Origin of the sequence: Nonomuraea sediminis (genome assembly GCF_018531495.1) — a bacterium.
Lineage (GTDB): Bacteria > Actinomycetota > Actinomycetes > Streptosporangiales > Streptosporangiaceae > Nonomuraea > Nonomuraea sediminis.
This window is the reverse complement of the sequence record NZ_JAHDTI010000004.1, coordinates 639,177-655,895: the sequence shown is the minus strand read 5'-3', so window position 1 is coordinate 655,895 and position 16,719 is coordinate 639,177. Positions and strand designations below refer to the sequence as shown.

15 protein-coding genes are annotated in these 16,719 nt (G+C 69.4%); 10 read left to right on the top strand and 5 right to left on the bottom strand.

The window, feature by feature from the left end; all coding sequences use genetic code 11:
* Positions 1 to 2: 2 nt before the first annotated feature.
* The 4 genes from KIK09_RS22905 to KIK09_RS22890 all read left to right on the top strand — a co-directional run bounded on the left by KIK09_RS22905 (position 3) and on the right by KIK09_RS22890 (position 5,055).
* On the top strand, positions 3 to 1,937 hold the full coding sequence (locus tag KIK09_RS22905) for a multicopper oxidase family protein (RefSeq protein WP_250573552.1): 1,935 nt from the start codon (positions 3 to 5) through the stop codon (positions 1,935 to 1,937).
* A gap of 392 nt (positions 1,938 to 2,329) precedes the next feature.
* Complete coding sequence (locus tag KIK09_RS22900; protein WP_214321315.1) at positions 2,330 to 2,761, top strand: hypothetical protein; 432 nt, start codon at positions 2,330 to 2,332, stop codon at positions 2,759 to 2,761.
* A 490-nt stretch (positions 2,762 to 3,251) separates the two neighbouring features.
* The gene (locus KIK09_RS22895; protein ID WP_214321314.1) at positions 3,252 to 3,998 is read left to right on the top strand and encodes a helix-turn-helix domain-containing protein; all 747 of its coding nucleotides are present in this window, start codon (positions 3,252 to 3,254) and stop codon (positions 3,996 to 3,998) included.
* A gap of 544 nt (positions 3,999 to 4,542) precedes the next feature.
* A complete protein-coding gene (locus KIK09_RS22890) occupies positions 4,543 to 5,055 on the top strand; it encodes a hypothetical protein (protein ID WP_214321313.1) in 513 nt (170 codons plus the stop codon).
* A 975-nt stretch (positions 5,056 to 6,030) separates the two neighbouring features.
* Here KIK09_RS22890 and KIK09_RS22885 read toward each other — a convergent pair.
* The 4 genes from KIK09_RS22885 to KIK09_RS22870 form a co-directional block, all read right to left on the bottom strand.
* Positions 6,031 to 7,467 (bottom strand): MFS transporter, encoded by a 1,437-nt coding sequence (locus KIK09_RS22885; protein ID WP_214321312.1) that lies wholly within the window; start codon positions 7,465 to 7,467, stop codon positions 6,031 to 6,033.
* Positions 7,468 to 7,707: 240 nt separating this feature from the next.
* Entirely contained in the window at positions 7,708 to 8,565 is an 858-nt protein-coding gene (locus KIK09_RS22880; RefSeq protein WP_214321311.1) for a DinB family protein, read from the bottom strand.
* Positions 8,566 to 8,697: 132 nt separating this feature from the next.
* Positions 8,698 to 9,414: a hypothetical protein gene (locus KIK09_RS22875; RefSeq protein ID WP_214321310.1), complete on the bottom strand. Its 717-nt coding sequence runs from the start codon at positions 9,412 to 9,414 to the stop codon at positions 8,698 to 8,700.
* Positions 9,415 to 9,425: 11 nt separating this feature from the next.
* Positions 9,426 to 9,980, bottom strand: coding sequence for a papain-like cysteine protease family protein (locus KIK09_RS22870; protein WP_214321309.1), 555 nt, complete (start codon positions 9,978 to 9,980; stop codon positions 9,426 to 9,428).
* Positions 9,981 to 10,138: 158 nt separating this feature from the next.
* Between KIK09_RS22870 and KIK09_RS22865 the strand changes: the two genes are divergently transcribed.
* Positions 10,139 to 11,047: a helix-turn-helix domain-containing protein gene (locus tag KIK09_RS22865; RefSeq protein ID WP_214321308.1), complete on the top strand. Its 909-nt coding sequence runs from the start codon at positions 10,139 to 10,141 to the stop codon at positions 11,045 to 11,047.
* Positions 11,048 to 11,133: 86 nt separating this feature from the next.
* Positions 11,134 to 11,637 (top strand): hypothetical protein, encoded by a 504-nt coding sequence (locus KIK09_RS22860; protein WP_214321307.1) that lies wholly within the window; start codon positions 11,134 to 11,136, stop codon positions 11,635 to 11,637.
* On the opposite strand, the gene KIK09_RS22855 is transcribed toward KIK09_RS22860, so the two are convergent.
* Complete coding sequence (locus KIK09_RS22855) at positions 11,623 to 12,426, bottom strand: alpha/beta hydrolase (protein WP_214321306.1); 804 nt, start codon at positions 12,424 to 12,426, stop codon at positions 11,623 to 11,625. The genes KIK09_RS22860 and KIK09_RS22855 overlap by 15 nt on opposite strands.
* Before the next feature lie 181 nt (positions 12,427 to 12,607).
* On the opposite strand from KIK09_RS22855, the gene KIK09_RS22850 reads away from it, so the two are divergent.
* Genes KIK09_RS22850 through KIK09_RS22835 form a run of 4 tightly spaced genes read left to right on the top strand, consistent with a single transcriptional unit; the run spans position 12,608 to position 16,719 of the window.
* Positions 12,608 to 13,612 carry an NAD-dependent epimerase/dehydratase family protein gene (locus KIK09_RS22850; RefSeq protein WP_214321305.1) on the top strand — a complete coding sequence of 335 codons (1,005 nt, stop codon included), beginning with the start codon at positions 12,608 to 12,610 and terminating at the stop codon, positions 13,610 to 13,612.
* The gene (locus KIK09_RS22845; RefSeq protein WP_214321304.1) at positions 13,599 to 14,288 is read left to right on the top strand and encodes a PIG-L deacetylase family protein; all 690 of its coding nucleotides are present in this window, start codon (positions 13,599 to 13,601) and stop codon (positions 14,286 to 14,288) included. The genes KIK09_RS22850 and KIK09_RS22845 overlap by 14 nt, the downstream gene beginning before the upstream one ends.
* Positions 14,285 to 15,226: a methionyl-tRNA formyltransferase gene (locus KIK09_RS22840; protein WP_214321303.1), complete on the top strand. Its 942-nt coding sequence runs from the start codon at positions 14,285 to 14,287 to the stop codon at positions 15,224 to 15,226. Before KIK09_RS22845 ends, KIK09_RS22840 begins: the two co-directional genes overlap by 4 nt.
* The gene (locus KIK09_RS22835) at positions 15,223 to 16,719 is read left to right on the top strand and encodes an NAD-dependent epimerase/dehydratase family protein (RefSeq protein ID WP_214321302.1); all 1,497 of its coding nucleotides are present in this window, start codon (positions 15,223 to 15,225) and stop codon (positions 16,717 to 16,719) included. Before KIK09_RS22840 ends, KIK09_RS22835 begins: the two co-directional genes overlap by 4 nt.

Sequence of the window (16,719 nt, the reverse complement as noted above, 5' to 3'; positions counted from 1 at the left end):
ATATGCCAGAATTGCAACGACGACGCTTCCTGCAGATCAGTGCGGTCGCAGGAGCCTCCATTCTCGCTCCGATTCGGTTCCCCACGACGTCCTGGGCCGAGCCTGTTCCGGGAGGGACACTCGACCCGACCACCATCCCGAAGTACGTGACGCCGCTGGTGATCCCGCCCGCGATGCCAAGGACCCTCAAGGCGCACAAGTTCGATTACTACGAGATCGCCGTGCGCCAGTTCACGCAGCAGATCCTCCCCTCGGGACTACCGCCGACGACGGTGTGGAGCTACGGGTCGGTGCAGCACCCGAACACTTTCAACTATCCGGCGTTCACCATTGAAGCTCGGTATCGGCGGCCGGTCGCAGTCAAATGGATCAACGGCCTTGTCGACGCGAATGGTAAGTTTCTGCCGCACCTCCTCCCGGTCGATCGGACCCTGCACTGGGCGAACCCGCCCGGCGGTATAGAGAACCGTGACTCGGAGGGCACCAGCCAGGACCCCTATCAGGGCCCGGTGCCGATCGTCACGCACGTACACGGCAATCACACCTTCGACTACAGCGACGGCTACCCGGAGGCGTGGTATCTGCCGGATGCCTCAAACATTCCACCGGAATTTGCCCGCGTAGGCACTTTCTATGACTTCTTCAAGGCGAAGTCGCCGCTGGGGAAGCGTTGGGGACCCGGTAATGCGGTCTTCCATTACCCCAACAATCAACCGGCCAACACGCAGTGGTATCACGACCACACACTCGGCATGACCAGGTCCAATGTCTACGCAGGACCGGCCGGGTTCTACCTGCTCCGCGGCGGACCCGACGACCTGCCGAAGGGCTGCTTGCCCGGGCCTCCGCCGCTGGTCGGGGACCGGCCGGGCACGCGTTACCACGAGATTCCGCTGGCCATCCAGGATCGCTCGTTCAACGACAACGGTTCGCTGTTCTATCCCGACAGCCGGGCGTTCTTCGACGGGTTCCAGGGCCCGTACGCCCCGGACAGTGACGTGCCACCGATCTGGAACCCAGAATTCTTCGCCAACACGATCGTCGTCAACGGGAAAACCTGGCCGGTGCTGAAGGTGGAGCCACGGCGTTACCGTTTCCGTCTCCTCAACGGTTGCGACTCCCGTTTCCTGATCCTCAAGCTGGTGTCAGACCCGTTGGGGCGGCGTCCTGTCTGCACGAAGCTGCCGCTCTGGGTGATCGGCGCAGAGGGCGGCTTCCTTCCCGCACCGGTCCGGCTCGACAGCCTGCTCATGGCGCCTGCGGAGCGGGCAGATGTGATCGTGGACTTCACTGGTGTGCCCGTGGGCACGGAGATCTTCCTGATCAACGAAGGCCCGGACGAGCCCTTCAACGGAGGCCAGCAGCCCTTCGCCGACCCCCGCACGACCGGTCAGGTCATGAAGTTCAAGGTTGTGCCACTCGCCTCCCATGACACCAGCACGCCACCCGACCGGCTGAGGCTCCCGAAGATCAGACCGCTGGGACGGACGACCAACACCCGCCAGTTGTCCCTCAACGAGGAGAACTCAGCCGACATACCGGATGTCGGCCCGGTCGAGGTGCTGCTTGGCACCGTGCAGGACGGCGCGCCGACCCCACTGGGGTGGGACGACCCGATCACCGAGAATCCGGCGTTGAACTCCGTCGAAGTCTGGGAAATATACAACTTCACGGCGGACGCGCATCCTATCCATATCCATGAAGTGCAGTTCCAGGTCGTCAACCGGCAGCGGATCGGTGGAGGCACCCGACCACCGGAACCATGGGAGGCGGGCTTCAAGGACACCGTCGTCGCCTATCCCGATGAGATCACCCGGGTGAAAGCGAAATTCGATCGGTCCGGCCTCTACGTATGGCACTGCCATATCCTCGAACACGAGGATAACGAGATGATGCGGCCCTACTTCATCGGGAAGATCCCTCCGCTACCGTCATAGGGCGAGACCACATAGCGGAATTCGGCGCCAGGTCAGCTGTCCTTTCGTTCACGCAACCCGACACCCCGGCGCCCGCTCGCCACGCCAACAGCGGCACGATCGGCGGCCCTATTTGGACGATGTGCCAACAGCTGCATCGTTCGTCATGGAGTCTTACTGGTGTGCTAGACCGATCACAACGGCATGAGTCGCTCCCGCGCCGGGGGCGGCTCATAGCCGTCTTCATCGCCCTCCTGGTGTCGCTCGGATGCTCCTCCGATGATCCCGCCCATCATCCAGGCATCTCGTCGGACTGGGCGAGCAGGCGTACCGGGAACGGCCCCCTGCTATCGGCACCTCCGAACGGATATTCCCTACGCCGGGACAAGGGGCAGATCTTCACCGACGGATGGATGTTGGTCTACAACGCTGGCGACGCTCCGGTGACCATCCTCAGCGTGACATCCGGCTGGAGAGGCAACGGCCTGCGCCAAATCGGCGTGATGATCGCAGACCCCAACCGTAGACCTGCCATGTTCCAAGCCGTCGACGGCTACCCGCCCCGGACGCTGCCCTTCAAAAACGCGTACCTCGGCCCCATCAAACCCGCGGAAGGCTACGTCATCCCACCCATCCCTCCGCAGGGAGGCGCCCAGAAGAAGAAGGGCTATCAGCTACTCATCGGCACCCAGGTGAACCAGGCCTCCGGGCGCAGTTCCCGGACCTACATCGAGATCCAGTACACGTACCAGGGACGCACCTACATCGACCGCTGGGTGAACACCATCGCCGTATGCACCCCCGCGGCCGGCCCGGAATGCCCACAGGAGTACGGGCAACAATAGAAGCCGCGTGACCCATTCACCGATAGCTGACCAAGACCCGAAATGACGCCGACCTCCGGCATTGTCTGCTACAGAGATTGAAGGCAAAGGTGTTTCGATCTCTGTGCGGTGGCCAGACCGGTGTGGGCCAGGAAGGCGTCCAGGAGACTGGGACGGTACTGCATCTGCTTGATGCCTGGCACGGATCACTGTGGTCGAGGGTGTGGGGGCCAAGTTGCCCAGGCCGCGTTTGAGATGCGACCAGGATGCGACCAGACGGACTCGACGGGGTTGGGCTCGGGCGCGTAGCTCGGTAAGTAGAAGATCAGGCGGGTGCGGCTTGAGTCACACCAGCCCGGCGAGGTTGACGCGTCCCGAGCCCTTGCCGGTGACGGTGACGGTGACCGTCGGAGTGTGTCCACAGCGAAGATCATGACCCCCTTTCAAGCAGTTGAGAGCCGGAATCCCACCGGGTTGACCTTGACGCCACGTCAATGTGTTCAATGTGGGCATGCGGATCGGAGAGCTGGCGGCGCTGGTCGGGGTGTCCACCCGGACCGTGCGCTACTACCACCACTTGGGCCTTCTCCCCGAGCCCGTACGGCTGGCCAACGGGTACCGCGAGTACCAGCTGCGCGATGCCGTGGCGCTGGCCCGGATACGGCGGCTGGCCGAGCTGGGGCTCTCGCTCGACGAACTGCGTGACGCGCTGGCCGAGGACGCGGGCAAGGACCTGCGCGAGATGCTCCTCGAACTCGACGCCGACCTGGCCAGGGAGCAGGAAGCGCTGGCCGCCAGGCGCGAACGGCTCGCCACCCTGCTCGCCCAGACCGATCCCGAGCCGGGCACGATGCTGACGCCCGACCTGGCGGCGACCCTGCACGACCTGGTGGCCGGAGGTTCGCGGGTGGCGGAGGTCGATCACCAACTGCTGACGCTGGTCGGCACCATGGCCGATCCGGCGGACCAGGCGCGGATCCTCGACCTGATGCGTCCCCTGATCGAGCCGGGGGCGCTGGCCCGGGGCAACGACCTCTACCAGCGGCTGGACGAGCTCGCCGACGCGGATCCCGGGGATCCTCGGGTGGCGGAGCTCGCTCGGGACCTCGCGGATCACCTTCCGGCGGAGATGGCGTCGATGATGGTCGCGGCCTACGGGGTGGATGATCGGTGGCTTTCCGCGTTGTTCGCGGAGATCTCGCCTGCTCAGGCGGAAGTCTTCAGGCTGCTCCTCGTCACGCTGAAGGGCCGCGCATGACCTCCTCGTCTCGCCCGGCTCGGGAAGCGGGCTTTGACTCAGGACAGGCGAAGGGACTCGGCCCGGGTGGGCTGGCTCCTGACGAAACGGCTTCCGAGTCGGCAGGAGCGGGCCCTGCGGGGCCGGATTCCAAGCGGGGTGGCGAAGGCCGGTCGGAGTCGCGTCCCGAGCTGGGGCGGGGAGGCTTGTCCGAGCCGGAATCCGAGGTAGGGCGGGAAGGCACGTCCGAACCGCGGCCTGAGTTGAGGCGGGGAGGCCCGTCCGAGCCGGGGTCCGAGGTGGGGCGGGGAGGCACGTCGGAGTCGCGGCCCGAGTTGAAACGGGAAGGCTCGTCCGAGCCGGAGTCCGAGGTGAGGCGAGAAGGCTCGTCCGAGGTGGGGCGGGGAGGCTCGTCGGATTTGGGGGTGAGTGGCGTATGAGGAAGGGGGGCGACGTGGGCTTGGTGGGTGGGTTGGTGAGGGTGGGGTGGCGGGTTCTGCGGTTTGAGGTGGATGGGCTTGGGGCCCTGGGGACGTGGGTGCTGCGGAGGCGGCACGGGGTCCCGGTGGGGGCGACGGCTCTGCCGTACATCAAGGAGCAGGCGTCTCTGCTGATGGTGCTGACGTTCGTGATGGTCGTGGAGACCGTGGCCGTGGATCTGATGCTCAACGCGGTCGGCGTGCCGATGGCGGTTCGCGGGCCGGTGCTGGTGCTGGACGTGTACGGGCTCCTGTTCGCGGCCACGTTCGCGGCGGCCTGTGCGACCCGGCCGCATGTGGTCACGCCTACGGAGCTGCGGGTGCGCTTCGGGACGTACATCGACGTGCGGGTTCCGCGCGAGCAGATCTCGGCCGTACGGCTGGCGCGTAACTACAACGAGCAGAGCATGGTGACCGTGGCGGACGGACGCCTCGTGGTGGCGATCTCGTCTCAGACCAACATCGCCATCGACCTCACGGAACCCATCACCGTGACCCGCCCCCTCGGGCGCCGCGCCCAGGTCACCGCGATCCGCTTCTTCACCGACGACCCCAAAACCGCCCTGTCCGCCCTCCGAACCCCCACCCCCATGCACTGACCTCTCCCCGCCACCCCGCGAAACACGACCCCGACCACTACGCCTGGCCCCGGGACTCCACCCGAGCACAACCCCCACACCATGTCCCGCAATCGTGGCGGGCCACCGTAACAGGCGCCGACCATCGCCATACACCAACCCACCGACCCGGCGCCTGGGACAACCACCGGGGTTGCCCACACCGAACCCGGCAGCCACCCCAGCGCCAGGAGGCCAACCCGTCCAGGCCGCCGTACTGGGCGCCGACCATCGGCGTACACCGACTCGCCGACCCGGCGCCCGGGGGAACCGCCGGGGCTGCCCACACCGAACCCGGCAGCCACCCCAGCGCCAGGAGGCCAACCCGTCCAGGCCGCCGTACTGGGCGCCGACCATCGGCGTACACCGACTCGCCGACCCGGCGCCCGGGGGAACCGCCGGGGTTGCCCACACCGAACCCGGCAGCCAGCCCCGCACCAGGAAGCCAACCCGGGCCAGACCGCCGCACCAGGCGCCGACCATCGACGTACACCGACTCGCCGACCCGGCACCTGAGAGAACCACCGGGATTGCCCGCGTCGAACCCAGCAGCCGGCCCGGCACCAGGAAGCCAACTCGTCCAGGCCGCCGCACCAGGAAGCCAACCCGGGCCAGACCGCCGCACCAGGCGCCGACCATCGACGTACACCGACTCGCCGACCCGGCGCCCGGGAGAACCGCCGGGGTTGACCACACCGAACCGGGCAGCCAGCCCGGCAAGGATGCCGTACTGGGCGCCGACCATCGACGTACACCCACCCGCCGACCCGGCGCCCGGGAGAACCGCCGGGGTTGACCACACCGAACCGGGCAGCCAGCCCAGCAAGGATGCCGTACTGGGCGCCGACCATCGACGTACACCCACCCGCCGACCCGGCGCCCGAGACAACCACCGGGGTTGTCCTCGTAGAACCCGGAAGCCAGCCCGGGCAAGGCTCCGGTACTGGGCGGCGACCTTCAGCGTACGTCGACTCGCCAACGTGGCGCCCGGGAGAACCGCCGGGGTTGTCCATGCCGAGCCAGGCAGCTGGCGCAGCACCAGGAAGCCTCGTCGCTGGGCTGAGGGCCGGGCTTCGGCGTGTGGCGGTTCTGCGGCGGTGGGGAGCGTTGGGTTTTTGGGGGTGGTGGGGGTGGGCTAGGTGGTGGTGAGGGTGGGGGGTTCGGTGGTCGAGGTGGGGGGTTCGGAAGTGGGGGGTTCGGAAGTGGGGGTTTGGTGGTGGGGAGGAAGGCGGCGGTTGAGAGGAGGAGGGTGGTGCCGGCTGCCAGTAGGGAGGTGGGGACGCCCAGGAGGGTGGCTGTGGGGCCGCCGAGGGCTACGCCTATGAGCATGAAGTTGACCATGACGGTGTTGAGGAGGCCTACGCCTCGGCCGCGGAGTTCTGCTGGGAGGTCGCGTAGGAGGGTGTTGGCCAGGGGGGCCTGGTAGAGGTTGGCGCAGAGGCCTAGTAGGAGGGACCAGGCCGCGATCAGGGGGAGGGCGGGTGACTGGCCGAGTAAGGCGGGGGTGAGGAGGGCCGCGCCGAAGAGGGCGATGGTGGCCAGGAGGGTGCGGGGGGTGGCTCCGAATCGTTTGATCAGGGGTGGGCCCGCCAGGGCGCCCAGGATCGCGCCGGCCGCGAAGAGCGCCTGGGCCGCGCCGTACTCCAGGGCGGGCAGGTGGAAGACGGTCAGGAGCAGGGCGTTGAAGTTCGTCGTGAACAGGCCCGTCACCAGCGTGACGGGGATGAGCAGGGCGAAGAGCAACCGCAGAGAGCCGATCGCGAGGACGCCGCGGACGCCCGTGCGCAGGGATCTCCAGTACGGCTCGGCCGCGGCGCGGACGTGGGTGCTCTGTTTCAGCACGCCGAGGCTGCCTAGCAGGGCGGCGGAGACCACAAAAGTAGCCGCGTTGAGGCCGAGGACGACGGGGACGCTGCCGATCGCCACCAGCAAGCCGCCGAGAGCGGGGCCGAGCAGGTTGACCGTCTGGTTCGTGCTCTGGAAGAGGGCGACGGCGGCGGGGATGCTGTGGTTTCCGACGAACTGAGGGATCGCGGTGATGCGTGCCGTCTCGAAGACCGCCTTGCCCACGCCCTCCAGCAGGATCAGGGCCAGTAGCGGTCCGATCGAGTCGAGCACGGGGATCATCGCGAGCACGACGGGCACGCGTACCAGGTCGGCGCCGATCAGCAGCCGGCGGGTCGGCAATCGGTCGGCCAGCGGGCCCACGAACGCGCCGAGCACTCCGGACGGCAGCAGCTGCGTCAGCACGACCAGCGAGATGACCACCGGGCTGTCGGTCAGGCGGGCGGCAAGGAAGATCAGGGTGACGCGGGTCATCGCGTCGCCCAGGAAGGAGATGACGACGGCCAGCCAGTACCGGAGGTAGGTGCCGTCCTTGAGCAGGTCGATCATCGTGCGCCTGACGGTATTCGAAGGGCACGATGATCGGGCCGGCTTACGCCTCTCGCGGATCCGCTGAGAGCGCACAGACCCGGCCGGCGGGAGTCGCGGCCGAGGGACATCGCCGGGCTGACGCGGCCGAGGGACATCGCTGGCTAGCGCGGCCGCAGACGAGGGACGTGGCCGGATGGCGGCGGTCGCGGCAGAGGTGCGTCGCGGGCTGGCGCGGCTGGTGCCGAGGTACGGAGCCAGTTAGTGGGGGTTGCGGCCGAGGTAGGTCAGGAGGTGGTCGCTCGGGGTGGGGCGGGGCGGGAGCGTTGTTGGGAAAGCGAAGCGGTGGGGGCGGTCCGCGGCCGTCACGAAGAGCGGGACCAGGTCGAGGAGTTCCTCGGCCATCCTGGGCGGGATCGGGCGGGGTCGGCCGCATGCGCTGGCAACGTCCCAGCCGTGCACCGCGACCTCGATCGCACCGATGCCCGCCACGATGACCGCGTCCAGCGAGCGGTCGCCGATCGAGACCGCGTGCGCCTGCTTGGCCGCCGCCCACGCACCGAGCAACCCGCACGCCCGCGCTCGCAACGACCCGACCACCGCAGGCACCACCCGAACGATGGCCGAGTCACCCTCGCCTCGAGCAGCCGAACCCGGAATGCCCGGCTCCATGGAGTCCGTGGGAGCCGGAACCGGAATGCCCGGCTCCACGGAGTCCGTGGGAACCGGAGCGCCCGGTTCGACGAAGTCCCGGGGAACCTGAGGCGGAACACCCGGCGTGGCCGAATGCGGAACACCCGGCTCGACGAGGTCCGGGGTAACCGGAAGCGGAACACCGGGGGTGGCCGAATGCGGAACACCCGGCTCAATGAGGTCCGGGGTAACCGGAAGCGGATCACCGGGGGTCAATGAGACGGGCCCGGGGGTGGCGCACTCCGACAGGGCCGCCAGGGAGTCGTCCATGTGGTCGAGCAGGGCCGCCAGGTCCCACCTCGCGCAGGGGGTGGGGAAGGTCAGGTTCTCGGGGGTGACCAGGTTCAGGCTGCCGAGCGTGTAGGCAAGCGCCCGCTCGAGCAACGCCACGCCACCGGCCAGCGCCGCCGCGGGGTCCCCGGTCATGATCCGTCCCGCCGTACTGTCTCCGTCATGTCAGCCTCCTCGCTCATACAGACTCCGCGGAAGGCGCGAAATCATCGGCGAGAGCGGGGAAAAGCGCCCGGGCGACCCTCTCGCCCGGGCGCCGTGGAGGGGTCAGGCGCGGCGGCGCAGCAGGTGGATGGTGAAGATGGCCGCCGCGAGGGCGAGGGTCCCGAGGACCCACGGGAGCAGGGGGTTGGCGGGAGCCTGAGGCGCGTAGCCGCCCGCGTAGCCGTCGAGGGCGTAGGAGGAGCCGGGGAGCTTGTCACCGTAGCGTTGCTGGACCAGGCGCTGGTAGGTCGCGACGGGGACGGGGTTGGAGCCGGTGGACTGGACGGCTTCCTGGTTGAGCGGGTGGACCTGCCCGTCTCTGAGGGCGTACCACGCGTTGAGCTGGGGCTCGCGGAAGACGGTGCCTGGTTGGGCGGCGTACTGCTGCTCGTCGCTGCCGCTCGCGATGTTGCTGACCACCCAGGTGCCCGCCTTGATGCGGGTCGTCCAGATGGAGGCCGTCTGGCCGTCGGGGGCGGTGGCCTGGGTGGCGAGGAAGGCGAAGCGGGCTATCTGCTGCGACTGGCCGGAGACGAAGGCGGGGTTGAGGTCGTTGACCGTGACCGTGGGGCCGTCGACCTGCGCCGCCACGGGTGCCACGCGATCCTTGGCGGGCTGGCCGTGGGTGGCGAAGAACTTGCCGACCGTGTCACGCGCGCCGACGGCCGCCGCCCTGGCCTGGGCCACGTCGGACGGCGTGGGGTCGGACGGATCGGCCCAGGCCGCGGAGGCGGGCACGAGCAGGAAGAGGACCGCTGCGAGTAAGGGCAGGAGCTTCATGACGGCCTCCTTCACGCGCCGATGTAGTCGAGTGAGTGCGTCCAGAACCACGAGTTGTTCGAGACGTAGTAGTTGTAGGTGGCCCAGTTGTAGCGCGTGCTCGACGGCCACGGATTGCCCCAGTACACCCACGACTGGCTCTTGTCGTACCCGTAGATGACCTCCATGTGCCCGCCGCCGCTGGTCCACTGGATGCGCGCCATGATCGGCCGCCCGGCGTCGATCTCCCGGACGATGGCCGCGTACGTCAGGTAGTCGTAGACGTAGCTGCCGGGGCTGATGCCGATCTTCCTGAAGGCGGTCTGGTCGTTGCCGAGCGTGGCCTGGTTGTTCGGGCAGCTGGAGTTGACGTTCCTGTTGAAGGCCAGGTTGCAGAACTGGTTCTGGCTGTAGGAGTAGCCGTGGTAGGCGGCGACGGAGTTGCCGGTGGCGGCCCAGCACCAGTTGGAGTACTCCTGGGCCTGCTGGGTGAAGTCGAGGCGGTACCAGGTGTAGGCGTGGGCGGGCGCGGAGGTGGCCAGCCATGTGGCCGCCGCCAGCGCGAGGGCCACGGCGAGGCGGAACATAGGCGCTCCTTCGATGGGGGGTGTGCATCGGATGGTCGCCGTGCCTGTCCCGCCGTACAAGCTGTCGCAACAGCACCTGACAGATCCATGTGAATGCCGACATTTCGTGGCCTGACCTGACTGATGACGTAGCTGTGGAAATCTGTGAACATTCACATGTGGCCGATGAGCTCCACGCGGCACTCCGGTCCGGCCCGTTCCACGTCGCGCTGCGGGCCGCCGTCGAGGCGCGTGGCCTGACCCTGGAGCGGCTGCGCCACCGGCTCGCCCAGCGGGGGCTCCAGGTGGGGGTGAGCAGCCTCAGCTACTGGCAGCACGGCACCCGGCGGCCCGAGCGCGAGGAGTCGTTACGCGCCGTACGCGCTCTGGAGGAGATCCTCGAGCTGCCGCCCCGCTCGCTGATCGAGCTGCTCGGCCCGCCCCGCCCGCGCGGCCGCGGGCCTGGTGTGGCGTACTCGACGATCCTGCGGCATGCCCGGGTGATCGCCGCTCTGCTCGACGAGCTCGACGCGGTGGCGGACGACCGGCGGCTGCACATCGCGGGCATGTACGAGTCGCTGCGCATCGGCGCCGACCACAGCACGGACTCGCGCGAGACCCTGCAGGTGGTCCAGGCGCACGAGGGCGCCGCCGACCGCTACATCATGATCTACCGGGGCGATCCAGGCTGCGACGTCGAGCGGGTGACGGTGGACGCCCTCGAGGACTGCCGGGTCGGGCGGGTGCGCAGGGACGCGTCGACCGCCCTGCTCGTGGCCGAACTGCTCTTCGACCGGGCGCTCGCCGTCGGGGAGACCCACGTGTTGCGCTACCGCATCCGCGACGCGAGCGGCGCCGAGTCGACCGACTACGAGCGCGGATTCCGCTTCCCCGCCGGACAGTACGTCCTGCGCGTCGCCTTCGACCCCGCGGCGCTCCCGGTCCGCATCCACCGCTTCTCCCAGCGCGGCCCCGGCGCCGGCGAGCACACCGCGGCCGACCTCACCCTCAACGCCCACCACGCCGTCCACCTGACGGCCGCGGCCCTCCCACCCGGCCTGATCGGCATCCGCTGGTCCTGGCCGTAGCGGGGAAGAAGCCGTAGCGGGGAAGAAGCCGTAGAGAGAAGAAGCCGTAGCGGGAACCATCCGGGCGCCGGCGCGGTATGGATGGCATGAGGTGGATGGTGATCGGCGCGGTGGTGCTGACGGCGGCAGGTTGCACGGGTGGCGCGACGGTGAAGGCGACTCAGCCGGGTCACGCGGCCGGGGAGGCGACCCAGGCGGCTCCCGAGACTGCGAGCGCGTCTGCCAGGCCGGTGGCGGGTGGGTGCTCGGGAAGTCAGGTGGTGCGTACCGGAGGGCTTCCTGAGGTGCGAGGGGCGGCGCAGGGGGCCGAGTTGTGGGGCCTGCTCTTCGCGAATCCGCCGTTCCAGCACGGCAAGGAGATCAAGATCGTCTGGCGGATGACCGGCGACGGACCGCTGCGGGCGAGTGCGGCACTGCCCGACGGGACGCGGGCCCGCCTGGCCTGGGGGCCCGAGGAGCACGGCGGGTCGACCTGGCACAAACCCGGTCAGGAGTGGGGCACAGGATTCGTCTTCCCCAAGGCGGGATGCTGGCGGGTCCAGCTGACGAGGACCAGCGGATCGGGATATGTCGACCTAAGGGTGAAGTGAGCGGTCTATGAAGGCCGTGACGTCACCGAGGACCTCGTCCTTGTTGGTCTCGTTGAAGACCTCGTGCCGCGCCCCGTCATAGACGCGCTCGGTCAGCGAGCTGCCGCGGATCGCCTCCACGCCGGTACGGCTGGCCGCGAGCGGCACCAGCGCGTCGTCCGAGCCGTGAACCCAGAGGGTGGGCAGCGAGCCGAGGGAGCCGCCCTTCGCGATGGCCTCGATCGTCGCGGCGAACGCCTCCAGGGTGGGCCGTTTGAAGGGCCCGTGCCAGACCAGCGGGTCGGCGGCGTAGGCCTCCCCCACCGCGGGGTCGCGGGAGAGCGTGGCCGGGTCGATCGGGATGTCGGGGATCTCCTCCAGGGCCAGGAGCGCGGGGATGACGTCCCACTGGCCGATCACCGGGCCGGAGAGCACGAGCGCCGCCAGCCCCGAGCCGTACCGCTGGGCGTAACGGGCGGCGATCATGCCGCCCATCGAGTGGCCGATCACCACGACGGGCACGCCGGGGTGGTCGGCACGGGCGCGCTCCTCGACCAGGTGGACGTCGCCGACCACGTCCTCGAAGTCCTCGATGAGCACCCGGTCACCCGCCGACCTGCCATGACCCATGTGGTCCACGCCGTAGACGGCGGCGCCGTGCCGTACCAGGAAGTCCGCGACGTGCTCGTAGCGGCCGAGGTGCTCGCCGTACCCGTGGACGAGGATGACGGCGTAGCGGGGGTGGTCGTGGGGCCACTCGCGGGCGGCGAGGTCGCCGTGGGTGCCGGTGAAGGTGTGCTCGCGCGCCATGTGACCTCCCGTGGATCAGCGGGAGCGTACGCCGCCAAACCCGGACGAGTCCAGATATGACACGGCTTGTATGAAAATGTTGTGGCACTGGTGACAAGAGATGCGAAAACTGTTTTAATCCGACGCTAGGTGGCGCAAGCCCCGTATGACCGAATTTCCGTGAGTCTGGAAAGGCGGCCCCGTGGGAGCTCCAAGTGGCGAAGTAGTCGTCACGGGCGGTCTCGGATTTATCGGCTCACACCTGGTGGACGCCTATCTGGCGGCCGGACACCAGGTCAGGATCATCGACTCGAACGCGGGCGCGGTCATCGACGGCGAGGACTACGACGCGAACCCCCACTGCACCGTCATCAGGCAGCGCGTGGAGGACTACCTCACCCAGGGCGGCGGCTTCGACGGAGTCGACCGCGTCATCCACGCCGCCTCCTACGTCGGCCCTGCCAGCATCCTGTCCAGGGCGGGCAGGCTCGGCCACGACATCATCGGCAGCACGGCCCCGGTCATCGAGGCGTGCATCGCGGCCAGGGTGCCGCTGTGCGTGTTCAGCTCGGCCGAGGTCTACGGCCGCAGCGGCGTGCTGGACGAGAAGGACGACATCGTCGTGCCGACCCAGTACAACACCCGCATCGAGTACGCCGTCGCCAAGACGCTGGCCGAGGCCATGGTCTCCAACAGCAGGCAGCACGGCTTACGTGGCATCGTGATCCGCCCGTTCAACGTGGCGGGCGCGCGGCAGTCGCGGGCCGGCGGGTTCGTCATGCCGACCTTCGTCCAGCAGGCCCTGGCGGGCAGACCGATCACCGTCTTCGCCGGCGGCGAGCAGGTCAGGGCGTTCATCGCGGCCGACGACCTGACCAGGTTCCTGATCGAGCACATGGACGCCGCGCTCGACACCGACGACATCATCATCAACGTCGGCAACCCGGGCAACGCGGTCACCATCATGGAGCTGGCCGAGCGGGTCAAGAGCCTGCTGGACAGCCCGTCGCCGATCGTCGGCGTCGACGGGCGCAGCGTCCACGGCCCGCACTACGCCGAGGCTGAGTCCTTCCACAAGATCCCGGCGCTCCGGGCGGCGATCGGCCTCGGCTGGCAGCCGAAGGTGCCGCTCGACGAGCTGATCATGAGCACGGCCGACTACTACCGCGCGCGCGAGGACCGAAGGGCAGTGAATGCGCCGCTATGACCGCGTACTAGTCATCTCTCCGCACGCCGACGACGAAGTCCTGGGCTGTGGCGGCCTGCTGGCCGCCCAGTCCGCCGCGGGCGCCGACGTCCACATCCTCTACCTGGCCGTGGACGGCATGCACCACTACGGCCTCGACGGCGCCACCACCTACGAGCAGCGCCTCGACGAGATCGAGAGCGTCCGCGAGACGCTCGGCTTCACCTATGAGATCGCCTACGGTGACCGGGACCTCACCGAGCGGCTCGACACGCTGCCGAGGCGGGAGCTGGTCGACCTGTTCGAGCGCGCGCTCAACGAGCGGCGCCCGGATCTGCTGCTGGTGCCCAGCTTCGCCGACTATGACCAGGATCACCGCGCGGTGTTCGACGCCGCCTTCGCCGCGGCCCGGCCGATCGCGCCGCAGTTCGGCAAATGGCTGGTGCCGAATGTCTTCATGTACGAGATGTCGAAAATTCAATGGGCGTCGGAGCCGATGCCCCGGCACACCGTATATTGCGACATAACCCGATTTATCGAGACTAAGTTGGTGGCGTTGCGGGGCTACAAGTCGCAGTACCGGCCATCCCCCCACATCAGAAGCGAGGAGTCGGTGACGGCCCTGGCCACGCTCCGCGGAGCGGAGATCGGAGTGCCCCACGCCGAGGCATTCGGCGTCCTCAGGGAGGTCCTTTGAAGACGTTCGCGTTCGCCACCGGGATGGAGTTCGCGGCGCCCGCCGTGGACGTGCTGGCCGAGCAGGGGACTCCCCCGGCGCTGCTCATCGGGTATCCGCCGTCGCTGCAGCACCGCTCCGGTTACGCCCCGCTCCAGGAGGCCTCGGTACGGCACGGCATCCCCTTGCTGGAGACCGCCGACATCAACGACGGCCGGGCCTATGACGAGGTGATGGGCCGCGGGATCGACCTGCTGGTGGTGGCCGGCTGGTCGCAACTGGTGCGCGATCCGTTGCTGTCGCTGCCGCCGCTGGGCGCGATCGGGCTGCACCCGACCAGGCTGCCCGAGGGGCGCGGGCGGGCGCCGCTGCCGTGGACGATCATCAAGGGCCTGGACACCAGCGCGGTCAGCCTGTTCTACCTGGACGCGGGTGCGGACACGGGCGAGATCATCGCGCAGCGCGAGTTCTCCGTCAGCCGGCGCGACGACGTGAGCGAGGTCTACCGCAAGGTCACCGAGATCAACATCGAGCTGCTCGCCAAGTACATCCCGCTGCTGCTGGCCGGGCAGGTGGTGGCCAGGCCGCAGCCGTCCGGCGGGTCCTGGTGGGAGCGGCGCCGCCCCGAGGACGGGGTGATCGACTGGTCCAGGCCCGCGAGCGAGATCTACGACTGGGTACGCGCTCTCGCCGCCCCCTACCCGGGCGCGTTCACCTCCTTCGGCGGCAGGCGGCTGTGGGTGCACACGGCCGACCTGGTCGGGTGGGGAGAGACCCAGGCACCGGCGGGCACGATCCTGGCGCCCGTGTGGTCGACCGGTACGGCCGGCGTTCTCGTCGCCTGCGGCGAGGGGCTGCTGGTGGTGCGGTCGGTCCAGTGGGAGGGCGAGGACCGGCGTGACGCGCTGGCGATGCTGGAGTCGGGCGAGCTTCCGGCAGGCGCATGCCTGGGCACGTGAGGCTCACCGGCGCCGTGATGGCGCACCCGAAGCGGCGGGACGCGGCCGCGCGGCTGGCCGGTGACGTGCTCGACGTGGTGACCGATCCCGACCCAGGCGGGCGGCCGTCGGCCTTCAGGACCTCGCTGCTGGCCTGGTCGAGCGTCCCCGCGGATTCCACCCATCACGTGCTGCTGCACGACGACATGGTGCTCTCCTCGGGGTTCTTCGAGCGGGCGGAGCGGGCCGCCGCGGCCCTGCCGGGCGCGGCGCTCGCCCTGTTCGCCTTCTGGAACTCCAGGAACGGCGCGGCCGTGCGGATGGGCGCGCTGGCGGGGGCGCGGTGGGTGCCGGGGGCGGCCGAGTACACGCCGGTGGCGGCGCTGATGCTGCCGCGCGAGGTGGCGGCCGGGTACGTCGAGTGGGCCCGCGACAGAGGCGACACCTGGCCCGACGACGTGCTGATGGGCCGGTACCTGCGCCAGGCGGGCGTGCCGGTGTACGTGGCGGTGCCCAGCCTGGCCGAGCACGAGGATCTGGCGAGCCTGGTGGACAACGACTTCCAGGGGCTGCGCCGCTCGCCGTGCTTCGTCGCCGACGACCCGGTGACGGGCGAGGACGTGCTGCCCGAGCTGCCGGTGATCCCCTTCCTCAAGCGCGGGGTGGCCCAGTGCGCGATCGGCGGGCGGGACGTGCTGTGCGAGGACTACCTCGACGGGCTCGGGCTCTCGGTGCGGGGGAAGTCGCAGCTGTGGATCACGGCGTTCACCATGGGCGTCGCGCACGAGGGCGACCTGGCCGAGGCAGGCCTGGTGGACAGGGCACTGGCCACGATGGGGCCCGGCGGCTACTGCCACGCGATGGGGTCCAGGGAACTGGGCGGCAGGGCGCAGGCGTGGCTGGCCGAGGCGCGCGACGGGCTGGAGGCGGGGCTGGCCGCGAGGCCGCGTCCAGCGGGTCGCGGGTCCGTGACGGTCACGGGCGAGCCGGGGTTCGTGCGGGACCACCTCGTCCACGCGCTGGCCGACCGGGGATACCAGGTGGCCGAGGGCGGTTCGTCACGGGTCAGGGTCGGCGCCTCGGAGATCGTCGTGAACGACGCCGTGGTGCTGCGGCTCGGCGAGGTGTACGGGCCGGGGATGCCGCAGCGCGGTCCCGTGGCCGAGCTCGTCCTCCAGTCGTCGCTCAACCGGCCGCTGCGGGCTCGGGGGCCTGCCGTACAGCTCGTGCACGTCCGCGATGTGGCGCGGGCCGTGATCGCGGCCCTGGAGACGGGAGTGACGGGCACGTTCGACGTCGCGGGCGCCGCGCCCGTGCCGCTGCCCGAGCTCGCCGAGGCGGTACGGCGAGCGGTGCGGCCCGTGGCCTCGCAGGTGACCTCCGCCGGGGAGCCCGCCCGGGTCATGGACGTGCGGCCCGCCGCCGAGCGGCTGGGCTGGCGGCCCGAGGTGGACCTGGACTACGGGATCCACCACTACGCCCAGTGGCTGGCCTACCGGAGCGACCGCGGCTGA